The 18,353-nt window shown below is 54.1% G+C and carries 21 protein-coding genes and 1 riboswitch; all 21 genes read right to left on the bottom strand.

The window, feature by feature from the left end:
- Positions 1–13: 13 nt before the first annotated feature.
- The 21 genes from cobS to pduF all read right to left on the bottom strand — a co-directional run bounded on the left by cobS (position 14) and on the right by pduF (position 17,935).
- Entirely contained in the window at positions 14–757 is a 744-nt protein-coding gene (cobS, locus tag IB214_RS09680; RefSeq protein ID WP_117343328.1) for an adenosylcobinamide-GDP ribazoletransferase, read from the bottom strand.
- Positions 754–1,299 (bottom strand): bifunctional adenosylcobinamide kinase/adenosylcobinamide-phosphate guanylyltransferase, encoded by a 546-nt coding sequence (cobU, locus tag IB214_RS09675; protein ID WP_096756671.1) that lies wholly within the window; start codon positions 1,297–1,299, stop codon positions 754–756. Before cobU ends, cobS begins: the two co-directional genes overlap by 4 nt.
- Positions 1,296–2,816, bottom strand: coding sequence for a cobyric acid synthase (locus tag IB214_RS09670; protein ID WP_117343327.1), 1,521 nt, complete (start codon positions 2,814–2,816; stop codon positions 1,296–1,298). Before IB214_RS09670 ends, cobU begins: the two co-directional genes overlap by 4 nt.
- Positions 2,813–3,628: an energy-coupling factor ABC transporter ATP-binding protein gene (locus tag IB214_RS09665; RefSeq protein WP_096756669.1), complete on the bottom strand. Its 816-nt coding sequence runs from the start codon at positions 3,626–3,628 to the stop codon at positions 2,813–2,815. Before IB214_RS09665 ends, IB214_RS09670 begins: the two co-directional genes overlap by 4 nt.
- Before the next feature lie 8 nt (positions 3,629–3,636).
- Positions 3,637–4,314 carry an energy-coupling factor ABC transporter transmembrane protein gene (locus IB214_RS09660; RefSeq protein WP_117343326.1) on the bottom strand — a complete coding sequence of 226 codons (678 nt, stop codon included), beginning with the start codon at positions 4,312–4,314 and terminating at the stop codon, positions 3,637–3,639.
- On the bottom strand, positions 4,301–4,582 hold the full coding sequence (locus IB214_RS09655) for an energy-coupling factor ABC transporter substrate-binding protein (RefSeq protein WP_096756667.1): 282 nt from the start codon (positions 4,580–4,582) through the stop codon (positions 4,301–4,303). The genes IB214_RS09660 and IB214_RS09655 overlap by 14 nt, the downstream gene beginning before the upstream one ends.
- Before the next feature lie 2 nt (positions 4,583–4,584).
- Positions 4,585–5,322: a cobalt ECF transporter S component CbiM gene (gene cbiM / locus IB214_RS09650; RefSeq protein ID WP_117343325.1), complete on the bottom strand. Its 738-nt coding sequence runs from the start codon at positions 5,320–5,322 to the stop codon at positions 4,585–4,587.
- Positions 5,319–6,032, bottom strand: coding sequence for a cobalt-factor II C(20)-methyltransferase (locus IB214_RS09645; protein WP_117343324.1), 714 nt, complete (start codon positions 6,030–6,032; stop codon positions 5,319–5,321). The genes cbiM and IB214_RS09645 overlap by 4 nt, the downstream gene beginning before the upstream one ends.
- Complete coding sequence (locus IB214_RS09640) at positions 6,029–6,823, bottom strand: sirohydrochlorin cobaltochelatase (RefSeq protein WP_115258164.1); 795 nt, start codon at positions 6,821–6,823, stop codon at positions 6,029–6,031. The genes IB214_RS09645 and IB214_RS09640 overlap by 4 nt, the downstream gene beginning before the upstream one ends.
- A gap of 10 nt (positions 6,824–6,833) precedes the next feature.
- Positions 6,834–7,619: a cobalt-precorrin-6A reductase gene (locus IB214_RS09635; RefSeq protein ID WP_117343323.1), complete on the bottom strand. Its 786-nt coding sequence runs from the start codon at positions 7,617–7,619 to the stop codon at positions 6,834–6,836.
- Positions 7,616–8,341, bottom strand: a complete 726-nt coding sequence (locus IB214_RS09630; protein WP_096756662.1) for a precorrin-3B C(17)-methyltransferase — start codon at positions 8,339–8,341, stop codon at positions 7,616–7,618. The genes IB214_RS09635 and IB214_RS09630 overlap by 4 nt, the downstream gene beginning before the upstream one ends.
- The gene (cbiG, locus tag IB214_RS09625) at positions 8,341–9,396 is read right to left on the bottom strand and encodes a cobalt-precorrin 5A hydrolase (RefSeq protein WP_115258162.1); all 1,056 of its coding nucleotides are present in this window, start codon (positions 9,394–9,396) and stop codon (positions 8,341–8,343) included. Before cbiG ends, IB214_RS09630 begins: the two co-directional genes overlap by 1 nt.
- The gene (locus tag IB214_RS09620; protein ID WP_117343322.1) at positions 9,377–10,150 is read right to left on the bottom strand and encodes a cobalt-precorrin-4 methyltransferase; all 774 of its coding nucleotides are present in this window, start codon (positions 10,148–10,150) and stop codon (positions 9,377–9,379) included. Before IB214_RS09620 ends, cbiG begins: the two co-directional genes overlap by 20 nt.
- A complete protein-coding gene (locus IB214_RS09615) occupies positions 10,143–10,712 on the bottom strand; it encodes a decarboxylating cobalt-precorrin-6B (C(15))-methyltransferase (protein ID WP_117343321.1) in 570 nt (189 codons plus the stop codon). Before IB214_RS09615 ends, IB214_RS09620 begins: the two co-directional genes overlap by 8 nt.
- Entirely contained in the window at positions 10,702–11,307 is a 606-nt protein-coding gene (locus IB214_RS09610) for a cobalt-precorrin-7 (C(5))-methyltransferase (protein WP_115258160.1), read from the bottom strand. Before IB214_RS09610 ends, IB214_RS09615 begins: the two co-directional genes overlap by 11 nt.
- Entirely contained in the window at positions 11,292–12,440 is a 1,149-nt protein-coding gene (cbiD, locus tag IB214_RS09605; protein ID WP_115258159.1) for a cobalt-precorrin-5B (C(1))-methyltransferase CbiD, read from the bottom strand. The genes IB214_RS09610 and cbiD overlap by 16 nt, the downstream gene beginning before the upstream one ends.
- Positions 12,437–13,069, bottom strand: a complete 633-nt coding sequence (locus IB214_RS09600) for a cobalt-precorrin-8 methylmutase (RefSeq protein WP_096756656.1) — start codon at positions 13,067–13,069, stop codon at positions 12,437–12,439. Before IB214_RS09600 ends, cbiD begins: the two co-directional genes overlap by 4 nt.
- A 10-nt stretch (positions 13,070–13,079) precedes the next feature.
- Positions 13,080–14,039: an adenosylcobinamide-phosphate synthase CbiB gene (gene cbiB / locus IB214_RS09595; protein ID WP_117343320.1), complete on the bottom strand. Its 960-nt coding sequence runs from the start codon at positions 14,037–14,039 to the stop codon at positions 13,080–13,082.
- Complete coding sequence (locus IB214_RS09590; RefSeq protein WP_117343319.1) at positions 14,036–15,415, bottom strand: cobyrinate a,c-diamide synthase; 1,380 nt, start codon at positions 15,413–15,415, stop codon at positions 14,036–14,038. Before IB214_RS09590 ends, cbiB begins: the two co-directional genes overlap by 4 nt.
- Positions 15,416–15,502: 87 nt before the next feature.
- A riboswitch (cobalamin riboswitch) is annotated at positions 15,503–15,678 on the bottom strand.
- Between the two features lie 331 nt (positions 15,679–16,009).
- Entirely contained in the window at positions 16,010–16,921 is a 912-nt protein-coding gene (gene pocR / locus IB214_RS09585; protein WP_117343318.1) for a regulatory protein PocR, read from the bottom strand.
- Between the two features lie 204 nt (positions 16,922–17,125).
- Positions 17,126–17,935 carry a propanediol diffusion facilitator PduF gene (gene pduF / locus IB214_RS09580; RefSeq protein ID WP_117343317.1) on the bottom strand — a complete coding sequence of 270 codons (810 nt, stop codon included), beginning with the start codon at positions 17,933–17,935 and terminating at the stop codon, positions 17,126–17,128.
- Positions 17,936–18,353 lie beyond the last annotated feature (418 nt).

Raw genomic sequence — 18,353 nt, 5'->3', positions numbered from 1 at the left:
TGTGTTGACTGGCTCAAAGCAGAGTCAGTAAGAAGATCAACTCGCCAAGTTCGATGGCCGCGCCAAGCGTATCGCCGGTCTGCCCACCCAACGTGCGTTTTAATAATTGCCCAAGAATGAAAATTGCCACCATCGTGACGACCAGCGCCGCCACTCCACGCATGCCGGGAAGCAGTACAGCAGCAAGGATCGCCGCAAGCCCCAACGTAACGCAGGTTTGTCGTCCGGTTACTTTGCCTATAAAGACATTTCCCAGCCCTTCTTCGCGGGCATAACGATGCCGGTACATCAGCAGAACTGCGGTTCCACGCCCTGCCACACAGGCTGCAGTCAGTGCAGCCAGCATTGGCGTTCCGCGTAGAGCCAGTTCGCTCACCACCAGCACTTTAGCCAGCAGAACAAAGATCAGCGCCAGTCCGCCGTGGGTCCCCAGGCGGCTGTCGCGCATTATTTCCAGCATCCGCTCGCGCCGACGAGCAGAAAACACGCCGTCACAGGTATCCGCCAGACCGTCAAGATGAAAACCGCCGGTCAGCAGCGCCAACGTCAGCACGCTAAACAGCGCTGCCAGCGGGATACCGCACCAGGTTTGCAGCGCCATGAAGACCAATCCCGTCAACCCTCCCAGCACCACGCCAATCAGCGGGAACATGACGATGCCGCGTGAGTACTGTTCGAACTCCAGTCCTTGCGACCAGCGTGCAGGAACGGGCAAGCGACTGATAAAAGAGAGCATTGCCCAAAACAACTTACTCATTTAATTTTGACTCCAATTCCAGATACCACCAGCCAGACCTCATCTGACGCTGCCGCCAAGCGCTGGTTTACCCGTCCAGCAATATCGCGAAAATGCCGCGCCAGACGATTTTCCGGAACAATCCCCATCCCCACTTCGTTAGTCACCAGCACGACTTTTGCCGGGCAACGCTGACAAGCGTCAATCAGCACACGGATCTCATCCTCAATGGACCGTTCCATCGCGGCGTAGTCCCAGCCATCCGGTGAACTGTCGCCGCCTAACGCAAACAGCTGGTTCGTCACCATCGTGGTAATGCATTCCAGTAAAATCGCCTCGTGCGGATCGTTCTCGGCCGTAATCAGCGCATCAAGATGTTGCCAGCGCTCGGCTGTACGCCAGTGCGCAGGGCGTCCATCACGATGGTGCTGAATTCGCGCCGCCATCTCCTCGTCGAAAATCTGCGACGTCGCGATGTACAGCACGTTTGGGGAGTCCGCGATCAGCGCCTCTGCGTGACGGCTCTTGCCGCTACGGGCACCACCGGTAACCAGAATCATCATACTGGCTCCTGGTGTTGCTGCATGATGGTATAAATTTTCTCAATATCGATGTGTTGCCGCATCGCATCCGCCAGCAGATCAAACTGCTGTGATTTATATTGCGCGTAATGGAAGGTTGAATCCAGTGGTGCTAACCCTTTGCGCACCCGCAGGCCATTCACCAGCGCGCGCGTGAATTCATCGCTGTCAAACAGGCCGTGGAGATAGGTGCCGAACGCCAGACCGTCGTGAGTCACCGCACCATCAGCGACGTTACCGCCCTCTTTTTGCAGCGTCATCACCGACTGACACTCCCCGGATAACACCGTTTCACCCATATGAATTTCATAGCCGCGAACAGCTAACCCTGAGGCGTCTGCCAGCCAGTCCGGCAATGTGGCCGACATTTGCCCTTCAACCAGGGTCGTGGTTTTGTGCTGCGCAAAATGGGTAACGGTATCGAGCAAGCCAAGGCCCGGCAGCGTTCCCAGGCCCGACTCCACGTCATCGATAATAGTCTCGCCGAGCATTTGATAGCCACCGCAAATCCCCACCACCGGCACATTCTGACGATGTAGCTGCAACACGCTGTGCGCAAGACCGCTTTCGCGAAGCCAGACTAAATCGCCGAGCGTATTTTTACTGCCCGGCAAAATCACCAGATCGACGCCTGCCAGCTCTTCCAGGTGGCGAACATAGCGCACCCGAACGTCCGGCTGGGCGGCCAGCGCATTAAAATCCGTAAAGTTGGAAATATGCGGCAGTTGCACCACAGCAATCTCGATATCGCGTTTGTCGGTGCGTAAATACTTCCCTTTTTGCAGCGCGACGCCATCTTCATCTTCGAGATCAACATCCAGCCACGGCATCACGCCGAGTACGGGAACGCCGGTCAGCGCTTCAATTTGTTCAATACCGGAATAGAGCAGCGCCACATCGCCACGAAATTTATTGATAATCACGCCTTTTACGCGCGCGCGTTCATGATCATGCAGCAGCGCCAGCGTGCCATAAATCGAGGCAAACACGCCGCCGCGATCGATATCCGCCACCAGCACAACCGGGCACTGCGCCATCTCCGCCATCCCCATATTGACGATATCGCGATCGCGCAGGTTAATTTCAGCCGGGCTTCCCGCCCCTTCCAGCACAATAACGTCAAATTCCTGCGCCAGGCTGTTATAAACCGAAATGATCTGCTCGCGCAGACGCGGTTTGTACTCGTGGTAGCTTACCGCATCCATATCGGTCGCCACTTTGCCCATCAATACCACCTGCGCTTTGCGGTCGCTGGTCGGTTTCAATAGCACCGGATTCATACGTACATCTGGGGTGATCCCTGCCGCTTCAGCCTGGAAAATTTGCGCGCGCCCCATCTCTTTCCCCTCAGGCGTAATACCCGAGTTCAGCGCCATGTTCTGCGATTTGAACGGCGCAGTACGTCGTCCATCCTGATAAAAAATACGACACAGCCCGGCGACTAATACGCTTTTGCCTACATCAGATGCCGTTCCCTGCAACATTATTGCCTGCGTCATGACGCCTCCTTCAGTGCGTTCTCTCGCATACAACGATAAAATTCAGCCTCTGTTTTACACAATGGAAAGCCTAGCTCTGTGTGCAACTTCACCAGCCAGGGCTGAGTTAATCCTGCTTGTTCAATAAGGTCCGTGCGCGCGAATACCTCACCGGGGGTGCCGTGCGTCAGCACTTCTCCCCGGCGCAAAACGTAAACCGCGTCGCTCACTTCATAGATAAGATCGATATCATGGCTGGAAATAACCACATGATTTCCCTGCGCCACGATCCGTTTAATAATCTCAATCATTTGCGTACGGCCCGAGGGATCAAGGCCCGCAGTCGGTTCATCCAGCAGCAAATACTGCGCCTGCAGTACCAGCGCGCCAGCGATCGCCACGCGTTTTTTTTGTCCGTGGCTTAGGCATTGAATAGGCTGATGACGGAAATGTTGTGCATCCACCAGCGTCAGGGCATCTTCCACCCGGCGAGCAATTTCTTTTTCATCCACGCCAATATTGCGCAGGCTAAAGGCGATGTCGCTGTCGATATCGGTATAAAAGATTTGCTGATCGGGGTCCTGAAATACGGTTGCCACCTGCTGACGCAGTGCCAGCAGGCCTCGCTTGCTGTAATCCAGCGGTTTTCCTTGCCACATCACCGCCCCCTGCTGTGGACGCAACAAGCCACTCAGGTTCATAAACAGCGTGGATTTTCCGCACCCATTGGCCCCCACCAGTCCAGTGACGGCCTGCGCGGAAAAATCCAGCGTGAGCCCTTTGAGGACCGGGTCATCCTGATAGCGAAACCAAAGCGCTGAGGTGGCAAGCATACTTATCCTTACAGGTGAAAATCACCCTGATACAGTTTGATATCCAGTGTGGTGGTCATTTGCTGATAGCGGATTAACACACGCGTAAACAACAGCCCCACCAGCATTGCCAACGAGCGATAGCTCAGCGGCACGCTACGATAACCAAAACGCAGCGTTTGCGCGCGGTGAATAGCGAGCGCTTCGTCTAAAAGAATAAAAATAAATCGCCAGGTCAGTAGGATCTGCTCAGTCAGCAGGCGCGGAACGCGCGCCCATTTCAGTAAAAGAATTAATTGCGGGAACGGCAGATTAAGTACCAACCAAAAGGTGGATGCCAGCGCCGCCAGGCTTCGCCAGAATGTTGCATTGGCAGTGAGTACACCCGCTTCAGTGACGCCTAACCAGTAGCTACCCACCGGCAGACTAACCAGTAAGCTATGCGGATCGCGACTCACACTGAATAGGATCGTCACTACCCCGACCAGCAAAAAACCAAACGGCAACGCCATCCAGCGACACCAACGCCAGAAAGAGATGCGCAGCAGCCAGCAGCTCAGTGCGGCAATGAGTAACAGCTCGATACCCTGCCCCAACGGAGGCAGGGTAAACGCCAGAATCATCATCACTAACCACAGCAGAAATTTGCGCTGCGGTGCGACATGAAACCAGCGGCTCTGGTAGCTCAGCCTGTCAAGACCGGTCATCACGGCGTTGTCTGCCCTTGGTGTAACCCAGAATGTAGAAAATTACCGCTGCACCGAGCGATCCCTGAAGCGTAAACAGCAGACTTTCAATTTCACCGCTGGCTGGCTCATACAGCGGCTGGAACCACGGCTCATAATGCGGAGCGATGGCCTGAATCTGGCTTTCTGCTTCGCCATCTGATCCTCCGTATTCTCCACCGTGGTTGATGAAAAATGGCAGGACAACCAGCCCAATCACCATTGCTAACAGAATCAGCGTCTTTTTCATGGTTAATGTCCTTGTGCGGTGATGAGCTGCCGTTTGGTGAGCTGGTCATAAATCATCACCGTGAGCAAGCCTTCTGCGATAGCGATTGGGATCTGCGTCAGGCAGAAAATCCCCATGAACTTGATGATGGAGCCCGTAGCACCTACGGACGGGTCCGGGAAAGCAACACCCAGTTGCACCGACGTCACAAAATAGGTCACCAGATCGGCCAGCATGGCGCAGAGGAAGACGCAGACATCACGACGGAACCCCGCACGGCAAGCCATCTTCCACACCATATAGCCGACGACCGGACCAATAACCGCCATCGACATACCATTAGCACCCAGCGTGGTCAAACCGCCATGTGCCAGCAATAATGCCTGGAATAACAAAACGATGGCCCCGAGAATGGCCACCACGCCTGGCCCGAACAGAATCACCGCCAGACCGACCCCGGTCGGATGCGAACAACTCCCGGTAACAGATGGAATTTTCAGCGCTGACAGCACGAAAATAAACGCGCCACACAGGGCCAGTAACACTTTCTGGTGGTTATCTTCCTGCACAATTTGGCGCAGGCGCACCAGCCCATACCACAGGCAGGGTAAAAACAGCAGCCACCAGGCCAGCGCCCACATCGGCGGTAAAAAGCCTTCCATAATGTGCATAGCAAACGCCTGCTCAGGCACAACCATCAGTAATAGCGCCGCAGCCAACCCGCTGAAAGACAGCTGTTTTAGCTGGTGTTCAAGCTTCATCTTTCATACTCCCACTGTTTATTGACCAGAATGGTCGAGAAATACGGTAGCGGCTGATCGTCACTCACTTCACTGAGTTGGCGCCAGCACTGCTCACCCGGTAGCGTGGCTTCGGACATCATTAACGCGCAGTCCAGAATGCCTTCTTCTTGCAGCAACGCCTTGATGCGTGCAAACCGACCGTAGACCTTCATCAGCACCAGGCTGTCATGCTGCTTTAACGCCTGCCGGATTTCTGCCTCCGGTGCAGTGCACGAGACGACCGCCAGCGACTGCTGTTCCATGGCGAGCGGCGTTTTTGAGCGCGCGGCAATCGCAGCAAATGAGGTCACGCCGGGGACGATTTCTAACCAATCAGGATTACCAATACGCTGGAGTAAAAAGACCCAGGTACTGAACAGCATGGCATCGCCGAGGGTAATGAAACCGACCTGCTTGCCGGCCTCCACTTCCGCAACCAGTGCAGCGGCGACCTCATCCCAGACGGCTTCTTTTTCGGTACTGTCGGCGCTCATCGGGAAATGGCAGCAGCGAATTTCAGTCTGCTCACCGACATATTCCCGAACGATAGACAGCGCCAGGCTGTCGCCACCTTTACGCCCGGCGGGCGCATAGAGAATATCCAGCGAGCCGAGCGTGCGCGCCGCGCGCACGGTTACCAGATCGGAGGCACCTGGCCCGGTGCTCAATGCATACAATTTGCCACTCATGCTGCTTCCTCCAGCGCCACGCTCAGCGCCTGCTGTAAATGTGCCACGAACATGGCGCGTACCGCCGGGTTCTCACCCAGACCACTCAGCCACGGCGTGGCCGGAATGCCTGCCGCGTTAAATAATGTTTTCCACGAGTCGTCTTCGTCGGAGGCCATATCGTTGATAGCGTGATCACCCGCAACCAGCATTAATGGCATAAGATGCACCGCCGTTATCCCTTCGCGACCTAAGCTGTCGATAAGAATATCCACTTCCGGGTAGCTCTCTACCGCACCAACTCGCGCCGGGAAACCCTGCGCGGTCATCATGTGATCGAGGCAGGCATAAGCGGCAAAGGCGTGATGGCTGGCCCCGTGCCCCATAAACACCACTTTTTCTCGCTCACCAAGCGACGGCATCTGCTGCTGCAGCGCCAGCATCAGTTGCGCGTAATCATCATGGCTACTCAGCAGGGGAACCCCCAGCGTCAGGCGGGCAAACAGCGGGCGCATACTTTGTACTTCACGAACTATTTTTTCGTACTCGTCACCGTTAATGATGTGCAGCGACTGAATAGCCACATCCTGATACCCCTGCTCCGCCAGCTTTTGCAGGGCCTGCAACGGCGTGTCGATGTCAATGCCGTCGCGCTGTTTGAGCTTGCGGATGATCATCCCGGAGGTAAATGCCCGAAACAGGTCACGGTCAGGGCAACTGGCCGCAAGATCGCGCTCACAGGCCACAATATTTTTCTCACAGGTGTCGTGATAGCTGGTGCCAAAACTGACCACCAGAAGCGCCTTTTTCATCTCTAACTCCTTAAGCCACAGCCAGCCAGCGCACTAAACGCGCCGTAAATGCGGCCTGACTATCCAGTAATTCTTCTCCCGTCACCAACGGTGCCGGACGTGTAATCACGATGCAGGGGATCCCAGCATCCAGACAGGGTTGTACTTTTTCCTGATAACCACCTTCCGCGCCCGATGCTTTGGTGATGACCACGTCAGCCTGACACTGACGGTAAAACACGGCATTAAACTCAGCGCTAAACGGCCCGCACAGGGCGAATATTTCGCCAACGCCAAATCCTAAATCGGCGCATTGCTGGATAACGTCAGGCACCGGCAGTACGCGGGCCAGCAGTGTTTTTTCCGGCAGCCCCGCGCGCCAGATAGCCAGATCTTTGCTGCCGGTGGTTAGCAGCACTCGTTCGCCAAAGCGACGCGCCACGTCGCAGGCTTGCTGAATACTCTGCACGGTGTACAGATGAGGATGCGTTAAGCCACTCAACTGCTCAGGGCGCTGATAGCGGCTCAGCAGCACGCCCGCCGCTTCACAGGCGCTCATGATGTTACGACTCACCACTTCGGCATATGGATGTGAGGCATCAATCACCCAGCGCGTACGGTTTTCCTGCAGCCAGGCAACCATGTGTTCCCGCTCCAGACGTCCGCAGCGCACCTGACCTTTAATATCGCCCGCCAGCTGTTTCCCCGTTGGGGTGGCTACCGACAGGGTATAAGCCACGTTCGCCGCATCCAGTTGCTGGCACAGCATGCGCGCGTCGCTGGTACCGCCCATGACCAGCACATCACCGTAATTCACAGTACATAACCGCGTGGGGTGATCATCAGGCCATCCTGAACGTAGGTCGTTTTGTTGCCGACAATCACCAGGCTGGTCATATCCACCGGTTCAAAGTCCATTTCGCCGAGCGTGGTCAGCCATTTTTCCTGTTTTTTACGTCCGGCTGACTTCACGATACCCACCGGTGTTTGTGCACTTTTGCTGGCAGAAAGCAGCTCAAAAGCACGTGCCAGATGCCCTTCGCGGCCACGGCTGCGCGGGTTATAGAAACAAATCACGAAGTCAGCTTCGCCCGCGGCCACAATGCGTTTTTCAATCACCGGCCACGGTGTTAACAGGTCGCTTAAACTGATATGGCAGAAGTCGTGCATCAGCGGAGCACCGAGCAAAGAGGCCGCGGCAATGCTGGCAGTCATCCCTGGAATTAGCTTGACCTCAACATCCAGTTTCTGCTTGCTGACCAGCTCAAGCACCAGCCCGGCCATGCCGTAAATTCCGGCATCGCCGCTGCTGATTAGCGCCACGTTATGACCGGCCTGCGCTAGCTCAATCGCCGCCTGGCAGCGTTCTATCTCTTTGCACATCCCGGTTTTGATCACCTGCTTATCGCCGGTGAAGGCTTTTACCAGGTGGGTGTAGGTTTTGTAACCCACGATAATTTCTGCCGCTTTCAGTGCTTCAACGGCTTCCATGGTCATCATTGCCTGCGAGCCAGGACCAATTCCAATTACGGTTAACATCAGTGTGAAACTCCCAAAGTAATAGTGACGCCCTGTTCACGCAGGGTCTCGCCTAACAGTTGTCCATGGCTCAGCAGCCAGGCTGCAGGACCGGAGACGCTCCCCGTCCCGACCGTTTTACGCACAAACGATGAGGCAGGAAAACGGTGTTCATGCTCACGCAGCGCGTCAGCAGTAAAGGTTTCGAAAGGTACGCGACAGCAGGAAGCCAGTTGGATAAGCCCCTGTTCATCTTTTTTCAGCGTAATGCTGCCGATGGCTTTTAGTGCCAACGGATCGAGCCGTTGGGCTTCAAGTTGGCGGGAAAGCAGTTCAGCTAACAGCGGGAACGGCGTATCGCGACGACAGCCAATCCCGGCGACAACCCGCTGTGGCACCAACTTCCAGTGCGGAAGGGGCAACTCGGGGAGATCGGTCCGCAAGGTGATGCAAATCAGCGCATCGAGTTCAGGGAGTTGGTTCAGGTCAGTCACCGTGATGAAACCACGACGATCGCAATGACTGACGTCCTGCGCCAGTTCGTCGTCCCACCACAGGCCAACCCGCTTGTTGCTGACCAGCATCTGATTAACGATTTTTACCACCGAACGGAAGTCGGTCATTCGCGCATTCAGTTGAAACGCCAGCGTATCAAGGGCCGCCATGTCATTCACATCCGTCGCCGTGGTGATCACCGGATCCGCACCCAGCATGCCCGCCAGGTAGCGCGCCAACGTGTTAGCGCCCCCCGCATGGCCCGACAGCAGGCTGATGACATGCTGCGCACGCTCATCGATCACGACCACCGCCGGGTCACAAAACTTGTCGTTAACCAGCGGGGCCAGAACACGTACCGCAATACCGGTCGCGCCGATAAAAATCAGCGCCGAATAGTTCGCAAACGCATCGCGGGCCGCATTGGCAAACCCGTTTTCGAAGGGAAGAAATCCCTCCTCCAGCAATTTTTCACTGGTGAAACAGGTCACCGGTAGCATTGCCGCCAGACGCTTCGCCAGCAAAACACCGCCGGGCGTCAGGCAGAACAACGCGATAGACTCAGGCTTTACGGTATTCATGGCTAAAGTCCGCCGCATAGAGTTTGGAGTAGTGATACTCCGAGCCCAGGAAGTTGCCGACCAGAATAAGCGCCGTTTTGCGGATCCCCGCATCGCGCACTTTGTCGCCAATATCCTCAAGGGTGCCACGTACGGTCTGGCTTTCAGGCCAGGTGGCTTTATAGATGACCGCCACTGGCGTTGTCGCCGGATAACCGCCCTCAATCAGACGCTCAGCCACCCGATGGATACGCTGGACGGAAAGATAAATCGCCATTGACGTCTGGTGACTGGCAAACGCCTCCAGTTGTTCGCGCTCCGGTACCGGCGTACGACCTTCAAGACGGGTAATGATCAGACTCTGCGACACTTCAGGTACCGTGTACTCGACGCCGAGTTCTGCCGCTGCCCCGAGGAACGCGCTGACGCCAGGTACCACCTGCCATTCAATCCCGCGTTTGGTCAGCTCTTCACCCTGCTCGCGGACCGAGCCGTACAGCGAGACGTCGCCGGTTTGCAGACGCACAACCGTTTTACCCGCTTTTACACCGGCTTCCATCAGGTCGAGGATCTGTTCCAGATGCAGTTCGGCGCTGTCGTGACACTCAGCGTCAGGTGGGCAATATTCCAGCAGTTCGGTATTAATCAGCGATCCGGCATAGATAACCACCTGCGCTTGCTGCAGCAACCGGTAACCTTTGAGGGTAATCAGCTCGCGATCGCCAGGACCAGCGCCAACAAACCACACACTACGGGGATCAAATATCTCAGACATGGTTTCCTTCCTTCAGACAGGCGATAACAAAAACGGGATTATTCGGTTTGAAATAGTGGCCACTGCCAAGCGTGGTCAGTGATGACACCTGCACTTGCAGGCAGTCCACACCCTGCACGCCAAGGTGTTCCAGATGCGCCAGCGCGGTATTCAGGTTTTCCTGAAGAATGAAGGTCATTACCAACCGCCCGGCGGGATGCAGTTGACGCATCGACCAGTCAATCAGGTCGGTCAAGTGACCACCACTGCCGCCCATAAAGATGGCATCAGCTTTTTCCGCGATGGTCATCGGCGCGATACCGGGATAAATATCAACGTTGGCGCAGGCAAAGTGCTGGCGATTCTCGTCCAGCAGTCTGAGTGCCGCCGGGTTACGCTCAATCGCCGTCACGCGTAGCGATGGATATTGCAACGCCGCTTCTATCGACACGCTGCCGGTTCCTGCGCCAATATCAATCAGGTGCGTGGCGCGGTGTAATTCAAGTTTTGAGAGGGCAAGTGCACGGACCGCTTCTTTGGTCATCGGCACCTTCTCTCCACGCAGAAAAAGCTCATCTTTCATCGAGGATCACCACTGCATTCATGTCATAGTCGGCATTAATTTCACTGAGCGGCAGGCAGTGGATGCGTTCATTTTCCATTGCCAGGTTTTCGCCAATCACCATCCAGCGATGCCCCTTACCACGGGCAATAAGCTGATGTGCAATTTCGCGCGGACCGCACAGGGCATCCGTGACCATCGCCACCTTGTTATGTCGTGCCAGTTCATCGAAACAGACGCTACGGCCGTGGCTACTGGTCAGCCACATGTCGTTCATATCAATACCGGACTGCGCGCACAGATATTGCACCGCACTGATGCCAGGAATAATGCGCACATGTTCAATGCCAAAATGCGCCACCATCCGGGTACCAATGCCGTAGAACAACGGATCGCCAGAGGCCAGTACCACTACATGCTTCCCCTGATGCTCGCCAATCCAGGTTAATAACTCCGGGATATTGGCGCCAAGGGCAAACCGCTCGCCGGTAAAATCCGGGAACTGCTGCAAATGCCGTTTACCACCGACCAGCACATCCGCCGTGGCGACAGACTCGCGTGCTGCGGGCGTCATCAAATGCAACCCCGCGGGTCCCATCCCTACAACGGTAAGCATGTCATCTCCTGCGCAATCTCTGTGACCGGGCGGTTGCTGCCGAGGATCTGGTTATCAAAAGAGAACATGATGGCGTCGCAGGTCGGCGGATTTTTGGTAAAACGCAAAGTCTGCAGGACACGCATGCAGATACGTTTAGCCAGATGATCGTAAATATGCTGAAAACCGTAGGCATCGATGTGCTCCATCGCGGCTTCGGTGGTATCGCAGTCGCTGACCAACGTCAGTAATTCCAGCGGCGCACCGAGCAGCGCCAGGTGGGCGACCAGAGTTTCCATACGCGCGTCGGCAATATGGCTGTGGGTATGGAAAATACCCGCTGCAATTTTGATGAGCTTGCCCGGATGTCCGACGAGAACGATTTGTTTGAACCCAAGGCGGACGGCCTCTTCAATCATGTAGCCGACAAAGTTGCTCATGGTGACCACCACCTGCGTGTCAATCCCCATCTGTTCTCGGACAAAACGTTCGCCATGGTTACCCGGCACCAGCACCACGTGTTCAAGTCCCGCCGCACGTTTGATTTCCAACTCCAGCGACAATGAACGCTTCCAGCTCTCTTCCGACATGGGCGTAACAATGCCGGTGGTGCCGATAATGGAAATGCCGCCCAGAATACCCAGACGCGAGTTGTAGGTTTTCTGCGCCCGCTCTTCACCTTCCGGGGCAAAAATTTCAATCTGTGCCCCACGATTTGGGCCGATCGCCTCGCGAACCGCTGACTCAATAGTCTGACGCGGCGTGCGATTGATTGCCGAACTGCCTACCGGTAGGCCAATTCCTTTGCGGGTGACCGTGCCGACACCTTCGCCGCCCTGCAGCGCTATTTCGCCGCTGTCGTCTAGCGTCACACGAGCAAAAATCAGCATCCCGTGGGTGGCGTCCACATCATCGCCGCCGTCTTTACGAATAGCGGCAATCGCCTGCTGCCCTTCGATGTGCGGCGACTCAACGTTCAGGCATAGCGTGACCCCGGACGGGGTGACTATGGATACTTGATGGATCAAATGCTGACGCAATACCATCAACGCAGCGACTTTGGCTGCTGCCGTCGCACACGATCCGGTGGTGTACCCTTTGCGCAGCGCTTTACCGTTGTGCCATACCGGTGCGTCAAAGGGTTGGTCGCTCATCGCGCCCCCTGCATGTGGTAGAGCATCGCGTTGACGATAGCGGCTGCGACGTTGCTTCCGCCTTTGCGGCCCAGGGCAGCTATGGCAGGCAGATGACTTTTCGTCAGCGCATCTTTTGACTCCTCCGCGCCGACAAACCCTACCGGCACACCGACCACGCCGCTCACGGCAACATCATGTTCCATCAGGCGGAACAGCGCCGTCGGCGCATTGCCAAAGACAAACAGCTTTTCGCCCTCTTCCTGAACCGCAATGTCGACGGCGGCCATCGAACGAGTGATACCCTGTTCTTTTGCGGCGCGCACCACACGCGGGTCGCTGATGTAACAGCGGCATTCTCCGCCGAATTTTGCCAGCAACGTTTTGTTGATCCCGGAAAGGGCCATCGTAGTATCGGTATAAATCACGCTTGATCGGTTTAACGCGGCGCAAAACTGCGCCAGTACATCATCGGAAAACCACAAAATGTCCAGCCAGTCGAAGTCAGCGGTGGTGTGGATCACCCGCTTGATGATGGCCTCATGTAATGGGCTGGCAAACTGATAGTCCGGGCGGGTTTCACGAATAATGTCGCCAATGATGTCGAAACTTTTGGCTTCAATCGCCTGGGGTTGCTGAATGTATTGCATTGTTTTGTCCTCAGGCCACACCGACCAACAGCCACCGCAGCGCAATAAATAGCGCCAGGGCCAGGGTCGATGCTACCCACATCAATCGAATTGTTTGGGAAATGTCGTCTACTGAAATGTCTCGTTGTGCATCACCAATCCACGGTTTCTCAACGCGCAGACCAAAATAGTCGTTAGGGCCACCAAGGCGGACACCTAATGCTCCGGCAACGGCCCCCTCGGACCAGGCACAGTTTGGACTGCTGTGGTTGTAGCGATCGCGCCAACCAATGTGTAATGCACCGAAGCCGTCTTTACGGCATAAAAATGCAGCGCACCCGAGCAACAGCCACCCCAGTCGGGCAGGAATCAAATTCGCGACATCATCCAGTCGTGCACTGACCATCCCGATAGCGCGGTACTTTTCATTTTTATAGCCAACCATGGAGTCCAGGGTGTTCACCGCTTTGTAGGCCATCGCCAACGGGGCACCGCCGAGAAACAGGAAGAACAGCGGTGCAATGATGCCGTCCACGGTGTTTTCAGCGATGGTTTCCACCACCGCGCGATTGATCTGTTTCGGCTGTAATTGTGAGGTGTCACGCCCCACAATCCAGGAGAGTTTTTCCCGACTTTCTGTGAGATTATTGGCACGCAGTGGACGTTCGACATCTCGTGCGGCATTCGCCAGGCAGCGGCCAGCCAACACGGTAAAGATCATCCACACCTCGACGCCCCACCCTAGCCACGGATGAAGCGATTGCGCCAGCGCCAGTACGCCCCATGAAACGCCCCAGGTCACGCCGACCACCACAACCCACAGCACTGCGCCACCGATACGCAGCATGCCATCGCTATGGCAGTAGCGGCGAACCAGGCGCTGCACAGCGGTAATGAGATTGCCAATCCAACGTACCGGATGCGGCCAGCTCTGCGGATCGCCAATGATAAAATCAAGCAGCCAGGCGACACACCACGCGAGCAGTGTCATTTCACGCTCCTCGCGGCGTCTAGCCAGTGATTAAGCATCTCAGGACGCTGAGCAAAATGAACGTGCAGGTAGCTGGCAAACGCATTGCCAACCTGCCAACCGCCAGACCACGCCTGTAACGTTTCGCCATCGCGAACTTTGCGACAGCTCGTCACGGCCTGGGTTTGAGGGGTAAAATCGGAATAGTGAAATTCATGTCCGCGCAGCACGTCACCGGGCGCAGCGAGTAAGGTTTGTTGTTCGGCCTGCGCTTCACAATAGCCAAATCGGGTCAGACGTTTGCCCATTTTGCTGTGACCGGGAATAATATCCGCCATCGGCCAGATATCGCCGTTGCTGTCTTCCAGCGAACTCCCCAGGTACATCAGACCACCGCACTCCGCGTAAATCGCCACACCGCGCTGATGAGCCGCACGCAGTTGCGCCAGCATGGTGGAATTTTGGGCAAGCCCGGCAGCGTGCAGCTCAGGGTATCCGCCCCCTAGCCAGATCATCTGGCAATCAGGGAGACGGCTGTCGTGTAGCGGGCTGAAACGGACAATATTGAGGCCCGTGCGCGCCAGTAGCGTAATGTTATCCGGATAGTAGAAGTTGAATGCTTCGTCATCAGCAATGGCAAGCGTCAGTCCAGCTCCGGCATCGGAGGCAGGAAGCGCGGGCCATTCGCCCACCGGTGGGGTGTCTAACTGGCTTAAGGCCAGCAGCGCGTCGATATCTAACGTTTGCTCAAGCGTTGTAGCAAATTCCTGCCACGGCAACTGATTGACGATTGATTCCCGCGCGGTCACCAGTCCCAGATGACGCTCAGGGAGCGCCACGCCATCGACGCGGGGAACATAGCCCAATACCGGTATCGAACAGTAGCGTTCGATGGCGACTTTAAGTAGCTGGTAATGCGTTTCGCTGTTTACCCGGTTAACAATCACGCCAGCAATGTTCAGCGTTGGATCAAAATGCTGGAATCCCATCACCGTGGCGGCAATTGACGTTGAGACGGCTTTACCGTCCACCAGCAAAATGACCGGACAGCCCAGCTGCTTCGCCATCGCGGCGGAACTGCAGTAATTGGGGTCCGTACCATAACCGTCATACAACCCCATAACGCCTTCGATGACGGCGATATCCGCATGCTGCATATGTTCGCAAAATAAGGCGTTCAGCGTGGAAGTGGGGAGCATGAAGCTATCAAGATTGCGGGAGGCTGTGCCAGATACGGCGGTATGCCAGCCGGTATCCAGATAATCAGGACCGACTTTGCAAGGCTGGACGCGCAAACCGCGTTTTTTCAGCAGACTCAACAAGCCCAGCGTTACCGTGGTTTTACCACAGCCGCTTCCGGTACCTGCAAGAACAAACGCGCGAAAATTGGCCGCCATACCCTGATCCTGTTCAGGGTGGTAGGGGTGTAGAGATACCCAGTCTTTCGACTGTATGCATCTGAGCAACCCACTTCCCACCGAAGTTGTTGGTAGTCACTGACAGGCAGGTCTTCTGGCTTAGCGTCATTCTCACCCGTCCTTCCCAATCTCGCGATCAGTGGTCTATACGGGGTCGTCAGCATCACAGCAGCGGGGGCTGCGGGGGATTCTCACCCCCTTCCCTACCACAAACGTGGTAAACCTGTCAGCTCAGGAGCAAATTCTATTAAGCTCCAGGCATGAGATGAATTAACACACCTCATGACAAAAATTCATTTAAATATCTTTTACGCTCATTCAGCCAATGTTATGGCGTCATTCAGCTTATTCTTAAGTTTGCATTCCGTATGAAAGCTTCAATTAATAATAAAGAAAGTCATTCACACAGACACTGTATCTCATCACAAAAATAAAAACTGGTGCAGTTTATCCTTCAGACACTATTACTTTGTTGCGCTATGACAATTTATTGTCTTCTATCCTTATTTTTCATTTTATAATGACGGACATACAATACGATATCAAAAATCGGCAATAGCAAAATATTGCTATTTATGCTGACTCTTCGGACGAAACAACACTAATTTGCTGGCGAAAAGCCTGCGGCGTCACCTGGTATGTCTGGCGGAAAACTTTGCAAAAATAACTGGTTTGCGAAAAGCCTAAATTTCGCGCAATACTGGCAATACTCCAGTCACTATGACAAAGCAACTCTTTAGCACTTGCCATTCGCTGTTGGTTTACCCAGGCATTAAAACCGATCCCCTGATATTTTTTGAACAGCTTGCTGAAATAGTACGGACTGAGATAAACATGCGAAGCCACCTCCTCGAGGCGAAGCTCATCCGACAAATGTGCGTCGATATAGCGCAACGCTTTTTTCATTTTACTGTCATGAGGAGTCGGGCTACGGGTTGGACGCACCGACTCTGACTGCTGTGTACTGTCTTTAATGACAACGAAATTCAATTGTTTTTTAAGGCAATTTTCAACAATCAACTTCAACAAATCTGCAGAGGCGATGACGCGAGAATAGTCCATTTCCGGAACATTACGAAATTCATTGAGCAGTTCGGGATCGGCTTGCCAGCGATCATCGACACTCAAAATATCAACCAGGCCTACGTCATTGCTTAAGCGCACCTGACCGCATAAAACAAAACCAACCAAGTGGCCTGCAATCACCAAAGGGATAGAAAAATCGGTAAGGCCGGCATGACAGCGATAAATACACGGCTGGTCTGATTTTGATGCTTCAAGGCCCCCACAACGATCGCTCATACGGCATCGCGTGCTGTGCTGCGGATGCTGGCGCATCAACTGGCAGAAAGGGGTAAAATTAAAGAGTTCAGAAATTTCATCACCGTGAATATTGACAACCACAACGGCCAGACTGGTGGCCTGTGCAAAATCCTGTGCGATTTTATTAATGAGTTCTGAGTTCAGGGCGCTCGCAGAAATCATGATAAAACCTCTCAGTTAATTTATTGTTATAAATAAAAACACATTATTCACATTCACTTTTCATCTCGCTATTAGACGCAATGATAAAAGGTGTTAATGGACCATAACAAAAGTCTCCCATTGTGGGGAGACTTTTTAAGCTGTTCAGGAAACCGGATCACGAAATCAGTTTTTGCATTTCAGAAATAAACAATTTCCATGAAGCTAGCTCTCATTTTCCTCCAGCTTACAAGTATTACACGGTAAATTTTTGCCAATAAAGTAACGATAAATTGCTGCCCCGGCGCACGCACCGATGATCGGTGCCACAATCGGGACGATAAAGTATGGGATATCGCGTCCCCCCGTCATCGCAACATCTCCCCATCCGGCAAACCAGGCAAACAACTTAGGACCAAAATCACGCGCCGGATTCATGGCAAATCCTGTGAGCGGACCTGTTGATGCACCGATGACGGCAACCAGAATACCAATCAGCAATGGCGCGAGAGGACCTTTAGGCACCCCATTGCCATCGTCCGTCAGCGCCATAATCATACCCATCAGAATGGACGTGATGACCACTTCCACCAGCGCCGCTTGCCATACGCTAAGCGCAGAGGCCGGATAAGTACTAAAAATACTGGCCAGTTGCAGGCTTTCAAGACTGCCACGAACCATATGGTGCGCCGTCTCATATTCAATGAATAAACTGCCGTACAGCAAATAGGCCAGCAACGCGCCACCAAAGGCACCTGCGACTTGCGCGACCGTATAGGGTAAAACTTTACGCCCAGGGAAACAGGCAAACAGCCACAGAGCGATGGTAATCGCAGGGTTGAGGTGTGCCCCGGATATTCCGGCAGTCAGGTAGACCGCCAGCGAAATCCCAAGACCCCAAATGATGCATATTTCCCATAACCCTAAACTCGCACCGGCCACCTTAAGGGCACTCAGGCATCCAATGCCAAAAAACAGGAACAGCCCGGTACCTAAAAACTCGGCAATGCATTGCGCTTTTAGTGAATCGTTCATTGTGACACCTTCTAAGCAGAGTTCGTGTCTGTACCAGCGGACTCCCTGCTGGCAGTAGAGTACTTCAAGGCTTACTATAAAAAGCGCCGTCGGCAAATTGTTGGCAATCTGAGCACTCCCACCTTTTTAAAATCGTGTAGTGATAACAAATTTTTGCTGTCAGCATTATTAAAACAGCTAACAAAAACGGGCATTAGCCCTATTAAAAATGCATTCTAAAAATAATAAAATATTGCCAACAGCAGATTTCTGTTTTCAAACAAGCATCACAATTTCATTTCCCCCGCATAGCAAATGATATTTATCGTGTCACTAGCAAAAATGTAAATCTGGTATTGACATAACCAATTTTTCACATCCGCAAGATCACAAAAATCATTTAAAAACAATCTGATAAAATAAAATCAAGCAATTTTAT

Origin of the sequence: Citrobacter sp. C1, from assembly GCF_014596895.2 — a bacterium.
In the GTDB taxonomy this organism is placed as follows: Bacteria; Pseudomonadota; Gammaproteobacteria; order Enterobacterales; family Enterobacteriaceae; genus Citrobacter; species Citrobacter gillenii.
This window is presented reverse-complemented; position numbering and strand designations above follow the sequence as displayed.

Excerpts from the sequence above, each read along its gene's own strand:
- cbiM (WP_117343325.1), bottom strand. The coding sequence starts at position 5,322 with ATGAAGCTTGAACACCAGCTAAAACAGCTGTCTTTCAGCGGGTTGGCT.
- IB214_RS09640 (WP_115258164.1), bottom strand. The coding sequence starts at position 6,823 with ATGAAAAAGGCGCTTCTGGTGGTCAGTTTTGGCACCAGCTATCACGAC.
- cobS (WP_117343328.1), bottom strand. The coding sequence starts at position 757 with ATGAGTAAGTTGTTTTGGGCAATGCTCTCTTTTATCAGTCGCTTGCCC.
- cobU (WP_096756671.1), bottom strand. The coding sequence starts at position 1,299 with ATGATGATTCTGGTTACCGGTGGTGCCCGTAGCGGCAAGAGCCGTCAC.
- IB214_RS09610 (WP_115258160.1), bottom strand. The coding sequence starts at position 11,307 with ATGCTTACCGTTGTAGGGATGGGACCCGCGGGGTTGCATTTGATGACG.
- cbiG (WP_115258162.1), bottom strand. The coding sequence starts at position 9,396 with ATGAATACCGTAAAGCCTGAGTCTATCGCGTTGTTCTGCCTGACGCCC.
- IB214_RS09655 (WP_096756667.1), bottom strand. The coding sequence starts at position 4,582 with ATGAAAAAGACGCTGATTCTGTTAGCAATGGTGATTGGGCTGGTTGTC.
- IB214_RS09630 (WP_096756662.1), bottom strand. The coding sequence starts at position 8,341 with ATGTTAACCGTAATTGGAATTGGTCCTGGCTCGCAGGCAATGATGACC.
- IB214_RS09600 (WP_096756656.1), bottom strand. The coding sequence starts at position 13,069 with ATGCAATACATTCAGCAACCCCAGGCGATTGAAGCCAAAAGTTTCGAC.
- cbiB (WP_117343320.1), bottom strand. The coding sequence starts at position 14,039 with ATGACACTGCTCGCGTGGTGTGTCGCCTGGCTGCTTGATTTTATCATT.
- IB214_RS09665 (WP_096756669.1), bottom strand. The coding sequence starts at position 3,628 with ATGCTTGCCACCTCAGCGCTTTGGTTTCGCTATCAGGATGACCCGGTC.
- IB214_RS09590 (WP_117343319.1), bottom strand. The coding sequence starts at position 15,415 with ATGGCGGCCAATTTTCGCGCGTTTGTTCTTGCAGGTACCGGAAGCGGC.
- IB214_RS09615 (WP_117343321.1), bottom strand. The coding sequence starts at position 10,712 with ATGAAAGATGAGCTTTTTCTGCGTGGAGAGAAGGTGCCGATGACCAAA.
- IB214_RS09670 (WP_117343327.1), bottom strand. The coding sequence starts at position 2,816 with ATGACGCAGGCAATAATGTTGCAGGGAACGGCATCTGATGTAGGCAAA.
- IB214_RS09660 (WP_117343326.1), bottom strand. The coding sequence starts at position 4,314 with ATGACCGGTCTTGACAGGCTGAGCTACCAGAGCCGCTGGTTTCATGTC.
- IB214_RS09645 (WP_117343324.1), bottom strand. The coding sequence starts at position 6,032 with ATGAGTGGCAAATTGTATGCATTGAGCACCGGGCCAGGTGCCTCCGAT.
- IB214_RS09620 (WP_117343322.1), bottom strand. The coding sequence starts at position 10,150 with ATGTCTGAGATATTTGATCCCCGTAGTGTGTGGTTTGTTGGCGCTGGT.
- cbiD (WP_115258159.1), bottom strand. The coding sequence starts at position 12,440 with ATGAGCGACCAACCCTTTGACGCACCGGTATGGCACAACGGTAAAGCG.
- pocR (WP_117343318.1), bottom strand. The coding sequence starts at position 16,921 with ATGATTTCTGCGAGCGCCCTGAACTCAGAACTCATTAATAAAATCGCA.
- pduF (WP_117343317.1), bottom strand. The coding sequence starts at position 17,935 with ATGAACGATTCACTAAAAGCGCAATGCATTGCCGAGTTTTTAGGTACC.